10 protein-coding genes and 1 rRNA gene are annotated in these 12,633 nt (G+C 50.9%); 7 read left to right on the top strand and 4 right to left on the bottom strand.

The genetic code is table 11. The annotated features are described in order from the left end of the window. The first annotated feature begins 218 nt into the window (after positions 1-218). On the top strand, positions 219-1,235 hold the full coding sequence (locus tag CX650_RS08780; protein ID WP_101095615.1) for a DUF3137 domain-containing protein: 1,017 nt from the start codon (positions 219-221) through the stop codon (positions 1,233-1,235). A gap of 153 nt (positions 1,236-1,388) precedes the next feature. Here CX650_RS08780 and rnt read toward each other — a convergent pair whose 3' ends face one another. Next, positions 1,389-2,057: a ribonuclease T gene (gene rnt, locus CX650_RS08775; RefSeq protein ID WP_039035617.1), complete on the bottom strand. Its 669-nt coding sequence runs from the start codon at positions 2,055-2,057 to the stop codon at positions 1,389-1,391. Between the two features lie 141 nt (positions 2,058-2,198). Here rnt and CX650_RS08770 point away from each other — a divergent pair, with 141 nt between their 5' ends. Beyond that, positions 2,199-3,071 carry a flagellar protein MotY gene (locus CX650_RS08770; RefSeq protein WP_101095602.1) on the top strand — a complete coding sequence of 291 codons (873 nt, stop codon included), beginning with the start codon at positions 2,199-2,201 and terminating at the stop codon, positions 3,069-3,071. A 231-nt stretch (positions 3,072-3,302) separates the two neighbouring features. On the opposite strand, the gene CX650_RS08765 is transcribed toward CX650_RS08770, so the two are convergent. From CX650_RS08765 to CX650_RS08750, 3 genes are all read right to left on the bottom strand, one after another. Beyond that, positions 3,303-4,379 (bottom strand): ketoacyl-ACP synthase III, encoded by a 1,077-nt coding sequence (locus CX650_RS08765; RefSeq protein WP_039035619.1) that lies wholly within the window; start codon positions 4,377-4,379, stop codon positions 3,303-3,305. A gap of 87 nt (positions 4,380-4,466) precedes the next feature. Next, a complete protein-coding gene (locus tag CX650_RS08760; RefSeq protein ID WP_039035620.1) occupies positions 4,467-5,138 on the bottom strand; it encodes a GntR family transcriptional regulator in 672 nt (223 codons plus the stop codon). A gap of 256 nt (positions 5,139-5,394) precedes the next feature. Continuing rightward, positions 5,395-7,722 carry an OmcA/MtrC family decaheme c-type cytochrome gene (locus CX650_RS08750; protein ID WP_101095601.1) on the bottom strand — a complete coding sequence of 776 codons (2,328 nt, stop codon included), beginning with the start codon at positions 7,720-7,722 and terminating at the stop codon, positions 5,395-5,397. A 341-nt stretch (positions 7,723-8,063) separates the two neighbouring features. Between CX650_RS08750 and CX650_RS08745 the strand changes: the two genes are divergently transcribed. The 5 genes from CX650_RS08745 to CX650_RS08725 form a co-directional block, all read left to right on the top strand. Continuing rightward, positions 8,064-8,708 (top strand): 4Fe-4S dicluster domain-containing protein, encoded by a 645-nt coding sequence (locus tag CX650_RS08745; protein WP_039035623.1) that lies wholly within the window; start codon positions 8,064-8,066, stop codon positions 8,706-8,708. A gap of 14 nt (positions 8,709-8,722) precedes the next feature. Beyond that, positions 8,723-10,846 (top strand): aldehyde ferredoxin oxidoreductase, encoded by a 2,124-nt coding sequence (locus tag CX650_RS08740; RefSeq protein WP_101095600.1) that lies wholly within the window; start codon positions 8,723-8,725, stop codon positions 10,844-10,846. Between the two features lie 3 nt (positions 10,847-10,849). Beyond that, positions 10,850-11,374, top strand: a complete 525-nt coding sequence (locus tag CX650_RS08735) for a hypothetical protein (protein WP_101095599.1) — start codon at positions 10,850-10,852, stop codon at positions 11,372-11,374. 193 nt (positions 11,375-11,567) lie between these two features. Continuing rightward, positions 11,568-12,122 (top strand): D-glycero-beta-D-manno-heptose 1,7-bisphosphate 7-phosphatase, encoded by a 555-nt coding sequence (gene gmhB, locus CX650_RS08730; RefSeq protein ID WP_039035626.1) that lies wholly within the window; start codon positions 11,568-11,570, stop codon positions 12,120-12,122. A gap of 443 nt (positions 12,123-12,565) precedes the next feature. Next, positions 12,566-12,633, top strand: a 16S ribosomal RNA gene (locus tag CX650_RS08725); the annotation flags it as partial.

Below are 12,633 nucleotides of genomic sequence, written 5' to 3'. Positions count from 1 at the left end.
ACGTAAGAATAGTTTTATTCGACAGCGTTTTTGTTCTCTGGAGCACGCCGGGTTACCGGAATAAAAGAGACCTTTGGTGAACTGCTGCGGTAAATGGGGGAAGTGTTAGTCTCAGTGTTCGTTGTGCATTTTGCCAACTGCTTAGTCTGAGGCTGAGAGACTATTGTCGGATAGTCATGGGCTGGCTCGGCAAAAATGGCAAAAATAAAGAAAACAGGATGAATTCAATGGAGTTGGAGATCCCGGAGCAGGACAAGCTGGCCTTCGGCCAGTATTACGGGAAAAAGATTGCCCCCAAGTGCCGACGTTATGAGTCGGTGCGAGAGGCCGCCGCTGCCAGGTATAAAGAGCGTAGAAAGATAGTTGCGCCTCTCACCTTTATCGGCATTCCGGCATTTTTGCTGTTTTTTGCCATGAGTTTCTATGGCGCTTTCATGCTGGATTTTAAAGATGGGGTGTTTTTCATTGGTTTTGGCGGCGCCGTGGTATCCCTGGGATTGGTGGTGTTGGCCAATATCTGGGCAGGCAGTGAGATAGGTGAACTGCGTACCCAGATAGTTGAGGAGATTTATCCTTTACTGCTGGGTTATTTCGGTAAAAGCTTTGCGTTCAATCCTCCGGGATTGCCTGAACTGGAAAGCTATAAAGACTATGGTCTATTTCCCGACTATGACAAAGGTTATTTTCAAAACTCAGTCAGAGGCAAGTATCTTAATGTGCCTTTTCTGCTTAGGGAACTGACGTTACTCGAACGCACAGGCAAGAACGATAATGGTCCCCAATATAAGACGCTGTTCGATGGCATAGTGATAGAGTTCGAGCTGCCGAAGAGATTTTCCGCCACCATCCAGGTGCGCCGCGATAAAGGTTTTATGGCCAATGGCTTGGCGCAGTTTAGAAGCAAACTCACGCGGGTAAAGCTGGAAGACCCGGACTTTGAGCGTAGATTTGAAGTTTACAGTGACGATCAGCTCGAAGCCAGATATGTGCTTAATACAGTGACCATGGAACGTTTGTTGTCACTATCAGGATTTTATCAAGGTGAGCTGGAAGCCTGTTTTAAACAGGGGCGATTGTTTGTCAAAATAGCCTGTCAGCATAGCTATTTTGAGCCGCAACTTGATCTACTCAAGCCGCTGGATCTCAGCGCAGACATAGAGCAAGTGTTTAAAGAGATCCATGAAGTGTTCGATTTGATTAAGGCTCTTAAACTCGACAGTCGCACCGGGCTTTAAATATGAGGCTCAAGACCTTGGTTTTGAGCCGGGGCTTTGGTTTCTGGTCACTGGTCGGTGGTTGCTGATGCACCCTCAAGCCAAATGCTCAAATAGTTTGGCTTGAGGCCAGGCAATCCCCTGGTTTTAGTCGGCTTATATGTCTGAGCCGGTTTAGATATCCCCTTGCGGGGTGTCGGTTTCGGCGGTGGCAGGCAAAGGCCAGCCGCCAAGAGCTTTCCAGCGGTTCACTATGTAGCAGAACAGCTCGGCGGTGCGCTCTGTATCATAAAGCGCCGAATGGGCTTCTTTGTTGTCAAAGGGGATCCCGGCCAAGCTGCAGGCCTTGGCCAGTACTGTGTGTCCTATGGCCAATCCGGCCAGCGTGGCGGTGTCAAAAGTAGCAAAGGGATGAAACGGCGAGCGCTTGATATCATTGCGCTCGATTGCTTTGCTGACAAAGCCGTGATCGAAGGCGGCATTATGAGCCACTATGATAGATCTGTGGCAGTCGGCTGCTTTCTGCGCTTTTTTCACCGCCTTGAATATCTCCAGAAAAGCTTCTTTCTCGCTGACGGCGCCCCTGAGGGGGTTGTTGGGATCTATGCCGTTGAATGCCAGCGCCTCCGGCTCGAGGTTGGCGCCTTCAAAAGGTTCGATATGGTAGTGCAGGGTTCTGTCTATTCCCAGATTGCCCTCGGCATCCATCTTCAGCAGACTGACGGCAATCTCCAGCAGCGCGTCTGTCTGCGCATTGAAGCCAGCGGTCTCCACGTCGATCACCACAGGGAAATAGCCCCTGAATCTGTGCTTGAGTTGGTTGGCTAGGCTTGGCTGAGTCATGCATTTCCCCTGGAAAATAACGAAGCGGCTATTATGCTAAAACATCAACAGGGTGTCATGTTCGATTGTTGTTTTTATAGGCTAAAGGAATTAATTTCTTTGCCGATAGAGACAACATGGTGTGTGAAAAGAGAGATTTCTATGTGGCGTAAACTGTTTCTGCTGTCGACTCTTTGTCTGCCGTGGTCGGCGATGGCGGATCTCAGGCACTATGTGGCGTCTCTCGACGACTCTCATTGGCGTGTGGCGCAAAACACCCCCATAGGTTGCAGCCTCGAGCACGATATTCCCTCCTACGGCAAAGCTGTGTTTTCCAGTCATGCGGATAAAGAGCTGAATCTGCAGTTTACTCTGGACATGTGGCAAAAGCCTGATGCAGTGACTCATGCTCGCTTGATGAGCAAAGCGCCAGCCTGGCGTCCCGGGGTGACATCAAAGGCGATTACCGAGTTGAGCTACCAGAAATACTTCAATGGCGAAGTGCCGAAACAGGCCGCCTGGTCCATGCTGACTGAGCTGGATCGCGGCATGGAACCCACTTTCTACTACAGCGATTGGTACAACCAAAGCCACACGGTGGCGGTCGGCCTTTCCGCGGCCAACTTTGCCCAGAAATACCGCGAGTTCAAGCAGTGTCTGGCCAATCTACTGCCTTACAGTTTCGATGATATCGCCTTTACCGTGCTTACCTATGAGATGGGCGGTACTGAGTTGACCCGTTATTCCAAGGCGCAGCTGGCGCGGGTGCAGGAGTATCTGGCCTATGATCCTGAAGTGGAGCTGGTGCTGATTGATGCCTATACCGATAGTTATGGCGGCCGCAGCATTAACCAGAAGGTTTCACAACAGAGAGCTGATTCCGTTAAAGATTTTTTTGTCGCACGTGGTATCCCGGGAGACAGGATCCATACTGAAGGACACGGCGAACGGCGGCATGTGGCATCCAATGATTCCAGTGATGAACGGGTCCGTAACCGTCGGGTAGTCATCCGGATAAGCAAACCGCTCAAGTAGGGCCAAGAACTGACCTAAGAGAAGGTGCGAATAAGACCTCGAGGCCTTCTCTTTTTTAGAAAGCGGTATAATTGAGTGAGTTTATTTCGGCAAGCATTTTACTCTATATTCGTCAGCGCAACTTTTTGTTGCGACCGGACATGTTATTCCTGGCCAAGTATGGCATCTAAAAACGAAAATGCCGTTCATTGAAAGTGAACGGCATTTTGTTTGGGGTTCTGCTTAATTCGTTTAAGCCTTATCGCGATGGCAGAAATAGTCTACTGCGCGTTTTACCAGTTCAATACCTGTCTGCTCGCATGGCGGCAGCTCGGCATCGCTCTGTTTCAGCGGTGTGACTCTATCACCCCATTTCAGCAGCAAGGCCGCGCTGGTGAGGCCAGCGCCGAAGGCACAGGACAGAATGTGTTGTCCTGGCTTGATCATGCCTTTTTCCAACGCATCACAGATAGCGATGGGAATGGTCGCGGCCGAGGTGTTGCCATAGTTGGCTATATTGACGAAGGCCTTCTCTTTGGGGATCTTCATTCTGTGTACCAGAGTGTCGATGATCCTCTCGTTAGCCTGATGGGGGATTACCCAATCGACTTGTTCTTTATCCAAGCCACATTTATCCAATACTTGGGCGCTGAGTTTACCCATACCGTTGATGGCACGTTTGAAAATCTCCTGGCCGTCGAACTGAATGTAGAAGTCCAGCGACTCGGCGACAAATCTATCCATACCCGTCCCGAAACTGGCCTTCAAAATATCGCGGCCACCTGGGTCATTGTTGAGCTCATAGCCCAGTACGCCACATGGGCTGTCTGTTGCTTCCAGCACCACAGCACCGGCACCATCACCGAACAGTACTGCGGTCTCTCTTCTTGACCAGTCGAGATAGAAGCTGAGACGCTCGGCGCCGATAACCAGGACTTTCTTGCATTGACCACTCTTTATCTGGGCGGTGGCCAGGCCTACGCCATAGAGAAAGCCACTGCAGGCGGCGTTGATGTCAAAGGCGGCACAGGTTGCGCCTACATTGGCCTGCACGGTCGAGGCTATGTTGGGGATCAGGGTGTCCGGGCTGGCGGTGGCCAGGATAATCATGTCCAGTTCGCTACCTTCTATGCCGGCGGCGGCCAGTGCATGCTGGGCAGCGACTGTGGCCAATTCAGAAGTGTTGACGTGGCTTATATGACGCTGGCTAATCCCTGTTCTGGGTTTAATCCATTCATCGGAAGTATCGATAAAGGTGGCCAGATCATGATTGGTCAGTACGGCAGGGGGAACGCACTTTCCCCAGCCGGTAATAGTGGCGTACTGCATTGAATTTACTCTCAAAATAAAAAGACAGAAGCCAGATCTGTCTTTTGGACAACTAAAGCGCTATTGCTTGGAAAGGGTCGTGATTTTTCAGCTCACCTGTTGGGCTACCAATTCGCGAATGGCATTGGCAGCGTGCAGTATGTGGGCCCTCAACAGGACCACGGCCTCATCTATTTTCTTTTGCCGACATAATTGCAGTAGATCCCTGTGATCCTGTTCGGCTCGGGGGATCCCGCCTGTCAGCAACAACTGTAAGCGGATATAGCGATCACAGTTGGTGTTCAGACCATGTACGACTTCCATGGTATGGGGACGGTTGGCGGCGCGGTACAAACTTGTGTGGAACTCTGTGTTGAGTTCGCTCCAACTGCCCACGGCATCATCCTGTTTAAAGGCGGATTCCAGTTTGTCCAGTACGGCTTCGGCCTGACGCAGATCTTCATCCTGCAGGTTTGGAATGGCTTTGGCAAGGAGATCAGTTTCAATCAGTGCTCTGAGTTCAAATAACTCGCTGACTTGTTCAACCGATAGTTCGGTAGCCGTGGCGCCTTTATGGGCTTCAAACTTGACCAACCCCTCGGCTTCCAGTTGCAAAAGGGCTTCCCTGACCGGAATCCGGCTGACATTCATCTCTTCTGCCAGGGCGCTTTGACGCAACGGTTCACCGGCTGCGATTTCCCCTGAAAGAATTTTTTCCCGCAACACTTCGACCACAACCTGAGTGCGCGTTTTATGAACGATGGGGGTAGTTCGACTCATAGATCCCGTCTTTGTATACGTTATTCGGTTTTGATCCGATTAAGACTACAGCGAATATTCAGATAAATAAAGGGAAACCACTAGGGCTTCCTGTTTCTGCATCGATCAAGATGATGGTGGATTTCGAGCAGAGCAGTGCTCAGTTGGCGCTATCATGGCAGCTGTGTCGGATTGGCAGGTTTGAGCTCCTGAATTGATAAAAACTGCATATAAAAACGGCGCCGAAGCGCCGTTTTGGCCGATAAGGCAATGAGGCTTAATCCCCGAGGCCGTGTACCTTGTCGACACCGTTATTACGTCCCTCGGCATGACAGATGGCGCAGCTTTCGCTGCCGCTCAGATATACAGGTCCACCACTGGCATCCTTTTGGAAAACGCCACCGAAGGCTTCGGCATGGCTGGCCCAATCGTCCACCTGGACATGGCAACCACCACAGGCTGCAACTGTGGGAGAATACTCGGCTATTTGGCCTTTCTCGGTGGCGCCGGGAGTGGCGACCAACACGGAGGCGCTCTGGCTCAGTCCATCCAATGTAAGTTGACCCTTGCTATGGCAGGCGCGGCAATCATTGGCTGGCTTGGGATAAGTGGCTGTTTCTCGATCGCCACCCATACCGGCCACAGTACGGGTACCACTGTGCAGCGAATGCACCATTTCCCTGTAATTCAGGCTGTTATTCAGGGTACGGACAGCTTTTATCTGCTCCATGCCCGGAGTGTGTTTCAGCCCGGCATTTAAGTACATATTGGTGTCATTGTTGTGGCAGTCGTTGCAGCTCTTGTCGGTCAGCGCCGTGGCACCTTGAGGCGCATGACAACTGCCGCAACTGTCATTACCTGGCTGGAAATGACTGGCCAGAGTATGAGCACTGACAACCCGCTGCTGCATATCGTTGTCATGACAGCGCTGGCAAGCGGTTTCATCGGCAATGGCTTTGCTGCTCGCCGGGGCGCCGATGAGCGACAAGGGGTTAGCGGCAATCACTTCGATTCGGGTAGAGCTGGTATCGCAAGCCACCGCAAAACCTGTATTGGGATCGGCACAGACAACCAGTTTTGCCCGAACTTGAGTCTTGTCCGGCTCACCGAAATCCGCTATCTGAAGCGGGCCTATGGCGGCGTTGAGACTGTGCCCCTGCATGGCCAGGGTGACGTCATCCCCAGGGTTGGTCAAATTCCAAATCTTGCGCTGACCATTGTTGAGCGGACGATTAAGCGGCTCAGGATCGCCACTGACGGTCAGCCACAAAGACTCAATGGCCGGATCGTCTGCAGGCAGGCGGCCTTGACTGCGAAAATCCAGGCTGATACTCAGCTTGTCGCCATCAATAGCGGCGGAGGAGATCGCAAAGGCGTACTCCTGTTTGATGAGTTTGCTTGTCCTGCCAAGGCTCAGGTGGATTTTACCCGCGCCCTCTGGGTTGCTGGCATCCGGATGGCAGCCTGAGCAGCTTTGTTGCCAGCCTCTGGGGAAGAGTTCTCTATCGTGGAATAAAGCACTGGCGCTGCCATTCCAGTCATCCGGGGCATCTTTACTGTGGCAGCTCAGGCAGCTGTTATTGCCGGGAATAAAGTATTGGTTGGCCTGCGGCGCCGCATCGGGAATATGACAGCTGTTACAATCCTTGATATCACCGGGATAGTGCAATTGGCTGTAGTCATATTCATGGCCCTGATAGCCAACGACCTTGTACTCGCCTTGGTGAATTTTGTGAGTCAGGGTCGCCATATCAAGCGCCGAGCCGGTTTCTGGGTCGCCCGAGTAACTGGTGTGACACATGACGCAGCCTTCAAAGGCAAAACGCTTGCTGCCGTGCATCAACAAACGCGCCTCACTGTTATCCCTGTCACTGCCGTGGCAGCGATAGCAGGCCTGCTGCTGATCTATCAATACCCGGCTGTCTTCGGTAGCGGCGGCTTGGCCGGTTGCCGGAATAAAGTCATAGACACTGTTGATCAGCATGCTGCTCAGTGAGCTGTCGGCAGCGGGCTTGAGTTCCAGATAGACCCTGTGAGTCTTGTCACTCTCGTAATGGGTATCGAGCCCTTCAAAGCTTGGGTATTGATTGAGCGTCTTGCTGAATTGATAGCGGTAACGCCCCTGGCCCAGGCTCTGCAGGCAGTCGAGTTTGCAGTCACTCTCAATCCCGGCTTGCCACTGCGCTGCGGCCTGGGCTGTGGCACCTGTCCCCGGCTCAACCAGTTTATTGATATAGCTTATCCATTGGGGAGCGCGGCTTATCTCATAGCGCCCCTCTGCCGGCTTTGAATCGCCGTACATGGGCTGGGCGCTGCCCAGCTTGGCTATGCCCATGGCCAAGGCTGATACCTGCTCCAGTTGTTCCAGTCCGGTCACGGCAACGCCGTTGGCGTCGCTTAAGAAAAAGTCGACCGAAACCCGGGTTTGCTCATCTATGGTTACGGCTTCGATATTGGCCTGCAGTGATTTGGCTTTGGCAATATTGATCCCCACTTCTCCCGGAGGACCCACCTGGCCGTCATCGCCATCGGAACATGCAGCCAATAAGCAAACCACCAGTGGAGATAGTTTCCACCAGGCGTTTTTAGGCTTGAATTTCATCATTTCCCATTCCTTTAAGTTTTTAGATTCTGTCGGGATTTCTAATTAGGAATGTATGCGAGGCTTAATCTATTTGATTTGAATAATTTGTCTGTGACCATCGTCAATATGTTCCAGCTATAACTGATAAGTGCAGATTCAGTCTAAGTTGTATTTTTCTATTTTGAGAAGATTGTAATTTTAATATTTGATTATGGTTTTAGATAATGAGATTGGCTGGCTTACCTGTGAGTAAATGTGACTCAGATTGGGAAAAAATGTCTGGATTTAATTAGCATGAGTCGTCGGGTTTTTGGTGTATGCATATTTAAATAATATTTCTTAAACTAATTAAGGAACGCAATATGATTACCAGACGAGGAATGCTGAAAGGGAGTATGGGAGCTGCCGTAGGCACTGTCTATGGTGGAACGCTTATCAGCTTTCTTACCGGTTGTGGCAGCGACAACGACAGCGATGAAAAGGTTGAGGTGTTACCCGGTGGATTGATGGTGGTTAATCCGGTTATCTGCGTCAGTTGCCGTCGCTGTGAAATCGCCTGTGGCTGGAACCATGAAGGTGATTGCAGCCCAACCCTGGCAAGGGTCAAAGTCGAACACAACATGAACTATGGGCCTCATGGTGTGCAATTCAATTACACAGAGCAGCGGGGTGAGTGCGGCGATCGCACTGTGGTGCCGGCCACTTGTCGCCATTGTGAGGTTTGTACAGAGGTCTGTCCGCAGCAGGCTATTTCAACTCATCCGGAAACCGGCGCTAAAGTGATAGATGAAAAGCGCTGTGTCGGCTGTGGTTATTGTGCCGATAAATGTCCGCAACAAGTGATCAAAGTTGTGCGTAGCAAAATGAAAGCCGTGAAATGCGACCTGTGTCAGGGCGAACCGGCTTGCGCCCAGGTTTGTCCAACCGGTGCGATTAAGTTTTATACCTGGGAACAGGCGGAAGCTGCACTCGAACAATATGAAAAATATACTGGCCTGATCGGTTAATGAGGTAATAGAAAATGACAGATAAACTTGGCGGATGGGCCGGTAAAGTATTAAGAGTTAATTTAACAACCGGTGATATTACAACAGAGTCAACAGATAAGTATCATGATTATATTGGTGGTATGGGGATAGGCTATAAGATTCTTTGGGATGGCCATAAAGATAATATCAAGGCCACAGATCCTGAAAATATTATTGTATTCTCCGCCGGCCCGCTAACCGGTTCTGGGGTGATTTGTACTGGTCGTACAACTATTACTTCCCGCAGCCCGGTGATTAAAGATCATCTGATTTCTGATGGACATTTCGGTGGTCATTTTTCACCGGCAATGAAATATGCCGGATTTGATGCCATCGCCATTGAAGGTCGCGCCGCCGCACCTGTATGGCTCAGAGTTGAAGACGGTAAAGTTACATTGGAATCAGCCGCCGCGCTCTGGGGTAAGGGGATTTTTGATACCCACGCCATGATAGCCGAAATGATGGGCCCCAATGCCCAGGTGGCTGCCATAGGCCAGGCGGGGGAGAATCAGGTGCCGCTGTCAGTGATTATGACTCAGGGAGGGCATTCTGCCGGTGGGCATGGTGCCGTGCTCGGGTCAAAGAATTTTAAAGGGATAGGCATCATAGGCACAGGGGCTGTGGCTATTGCCGCCGATAATGCCAACATGCGTCGGCTCGATGACCATATTCTGGGGATAATAGGTGCCAACAACCAAGGGGTTGTGCCTTCAACTCCGCAATCCTGGGCCGAATATTCCAATGGTATCAGCCGCTGGAAAGCGCGTCCGGGGCTCAAATGGGGGCAGTCGGATCAGCAGATTGAGCTGGGCGAGGTGCCGTGGAATGAACGTAACAAGGTAGGCTTCCGTACCTCAATGGCCGAGATGTACTTTGGTGAAGAGTACGCCAACAAATGGATGAAGCGTACCGGTGGCTGTCATGCCTGCCCCATTCGCTGCTTCTGTGAACTCAAGGTGCCTGAGCTGAAACAGAAATATGGTCGTAAGAGCGAACATATCTCCAACGTCTGCATGGGATTCCTGGCGCCTCAGTATCTGATGGATACCAAGAAGGGCTCGGAAGAACATGCGATGACAGGTGCTCTGGGGGGCAACCTGATCGACGATTATGGCATCTGGTGTAACTATGGTCTGATTTCGCACCTGTTCAAATATCTTAAAAAACACGATATGTTCCAATATCTGTTGCCTAAAGAGGAGTTTGACAGCATCCCATGGGATCTGTGGGACAAGAAAGATCCGGCGTTTCTTATCGATTTTTACCGCCGTATCGCCTATCGCGAAGGGGAAATTGCCCATATGGCCGATGGCATGTCGGATCTGATTGAGCGCTGGAAACTGGATGGACGTAATCCGGATCTCGGTTATTGGGATATCCACAAAGAATCCTCGGTGAAAATTTTCAATAAGAAGACCAACGCCGCTGTGCACCATGCCAGTGAGACCGCAGGGCAGGTGGGCACCCTGATCAATATGGTGTTCAACCGCGATGCTCAGTGTCACTCCCATATCAATATTGTTAACTGTGGCTTGCCTCAGGACATGATAGAAACCATAGCCGCCGAATTCTGGGGCGAAGGTGCTTTTGATAAGGTGAAATGGTATACCCCAATAAACCCGGCCAAGGTTAAGTTTGCCAAGTGGTCTTTGGTGAAAAACGTGCTGCACGACTCATTGACTCTCTGTAACTGGATGTTCCCCTTGCTGGCTTCGCCGGACAAGAATCGTAACTACCGCGGAGACAGCACTATAGAATCCCAGATGTTCTCTCTGGTTACAGGTAAAGAAGTGACTGAGACTGAGCTTGACTTTATGGCCGAGCGGGTACTGCATCTGCACCGGGCGCTGACCATGATTCAAATGAATGAGATCAATATGCGCAATGAGCACGATGTGCTCTGCGATTGGGTTTACGACCTGGACCCCGACAAGGCCTTCGGCGATGAAGGCACCATCAAGATGGACAGGGACGATGTTCAAAAGGCGTTGGATATGTTCTATGACGATTTTGGTTGGGACAGGCAAACCGGGGCACCACTGAGATCAACCCTGGAAAAATTCGGCCTGGGTTATGCAGCCGATGCGCTGGAGGCCCGTGGCTTGTTGCCGGGATAAAGCATGCTGGAACTGGTGGACTTTATCCGGTTGTTCAGCCAGCACGGACGCCTGGTTTCCCTGCCGCAGCTGTTGGCTGTGGCGGGGGATGACTCAGAGAAGACTGTGGATGCGGTGCAAGAGTATATCCGTTTGATTCTGGCGCCTGAACACAGGGACCTGAAGATGCGTGTATCAGAGGGAGAACACTTCTTCTATTCAGACCGTTACATGGTAGACAGTTATGCCAACCGTTGGTTGGCACTGCAACGTGGGGAAGTTGCCTCGACCCTGGCGCAGCAGATACGCGAAGCCAGTTGTCGCCATACCGCTGTGCTTGAGGCTTCGGTTTTGGGCTATCCCCCTTATAGCTTGGATGCCGAAGCGCAGCAGGCGCTGCAACAACAGTTATTGGCGATGCCGGAATATGACGACATACGCTATGACATAGGCAACGATGGCAAGGGGTATTACTTCTCCACCGATGGTCTGAGTCCTGAGTATGCCAGAGTGCTCGCTGATTACGACCCGTTTGAATGGTCATGCTGAGTCTGGATGTCTGATGCCTCCCTGCGGGCGTGCTCCCGAGCATCAGACATCCGGGCGAGGCACCTATCCCGGGCTCCAATGCCCGGTTTTTCTTATCCTCTGCCGTCAAGCTCACAACATAAGCCTGTTCTCACAGTGCATTTTGCCGCAATGAGTGGAATAATATTGCCATTCGCTTTCTGGGAGGCAAACAGTGAACCGAGCGGTTTTTTTGGATAGAGATGGTGTAATCAATGTCGATCACGGCTATGTACATCAAATAGATGATTTTGAATATATTGAAGGTGTCTTCGATGCTTGCCTGGCGTTGAAGTGCCAAGGCTATAAGCTGGTGGTGGTGACCAATCAGTCAGGTATTGCCCGTGGGCTCTACACTGAAGATCAGTTTGCCAGTCTCACCGAATGGATGGATTGGAACTTTGCCGACAAGGGGGTGGATCTCGATGGCATCTATTACTGCCCGCACCACCCGGAGAAGGGCATAGGTGAATACAAACAGGATTGTGACTGTCGTAAACCCAAGGCGGGAATGATCAACAGTGCAGCCAGTTTCCTTAAGCTGGAACTTGCCGCCAGTGTAATGGTCGGTGACAAGGCCGATGATATGCGCGCTGCCAAAGCGGCGGGGATCCCGGTGCGGATCCTGGTCAGAAGTGGTAAAGAGGTGACTCAGGAAGCTATGGATGAGGCGAGCGTAGTACTGGATAGCATTGCCGATGTACCTAAATACTTGGCATCATTGGCCTGAGTTGGTCGATTAGTGCGCGCCTTGGCGCAATAGTGAACACTTGAAGACTTTGATAAGAAAAATCGCCTTTTAGGGGTTGCGCAAAAATTCAGGCTCCCTATAATGCGCAACCACTGACCCACGACAGGGTCTGGAAGTCAAAGGTTCAAACATCGAATGCTTTAAGCTAAGATGTTTGGCTGGCTTCCTTTGCTCTTTAACAATCTATCAAGCAATCTGTGTGGACACTCACAGGCATTGAGAAATCGACAAAACGATTTAACTCGATGAAGAGTGTTCATACGAACAGAATTCATTGAGTCGANCTGCTCTTTAACAATCTATCAAGCAATCTGTGTGGACACTCACAGGCATTGAGAAATCGACAAAACGATTTAACTCGATGAAGAGTGTTCATACGAACAGAATTCATTGAGTCGAACCTTCGGGTTCAACCAAAACTTTAATTGAAGAGTTTGATCATGGCTCAGATTGAACGCTGGCGGCAGGCCTAACACATGCAAGTCGAGCG

The organism is Shewanella indica (assembly GCF_002836975.1).
Classification (GTDB): domain Bacteria; phylum Pseudomonadota; class Gammaproteobacteria; order Enterobacterales; family Shewanellaceae; genus Shewanella; species Shewanella indica.
The sequence above is the reverse complement of the archived record's forward strand: the minus strand, read 5'-3'. Positions and strand labels throughout refer to the sequence as shown.

Bases quoted from the DNA above. Each gene is read 5' to 3' on its own strand.
- CX650_RS08780 (WP_101095615.1), top strand. From the start codon at position 219: ATGAATTCAATGGAGTTGGAGATCCCGGAGCAGGACAAGCTGGCCTTC.
- rnt (WP_039035617.1), bottom strand. From the start codon at position 2,057: ATGACTCAGCCAAGCCTAGCCAACCAACTCAAGCACAGATTCAGGGGC.
- CX650_RS08770 (WP_101095602.1), top strand. From the start codon at position 2,199: ATGTGGCGTAAACTGTTTCTGCTGTCGACTCTTTGTCTGCCGTGGTCG.
- CX650_RS08765 (WP_039035619.1), bottom strand. From the start codon at position 4,379: ATGCAGTACGCCACTATTACCGGCTGGGGAAAGTGCGTTCCCCCTGCC.
- CX650_RS08760 (WP_039035620.1), bottom strand. From the start codon at position 5,138: ATGAGTCGAACTACCCCCATCGTTCATAAAACGCGCACTCAGGTTGTG.
- CX650_RS08750 (WP_101095601.1), bottom strand. From the start codon at position 7,722: ATGATGAAATTCAAGCCTAAAAACGCCTGGTGGAAACTATCTCCACTG.
- CX650_RS08745 (WP_039035623.1), top strand. From the start codon at position 8,064: ATGATTACCAGACGAGGAATGCTGAAAGGGAGTATGGGAGCTGCCGTA.
- CX650_RS08740 (WP_101095600.1), top strand. From the start codon at position 8,723: ATGACAGATAAACTTGGCGGATGGGCCGGTAAAGTATTAAGAGTTAAT.
- CX650_RS08735 (WP_101095599.1), top strand. From the start codon at position 10,850: ATGCTGGAACTGGTGGACTTTATCCGGTTGTTCAGCCAGCACGGACGC.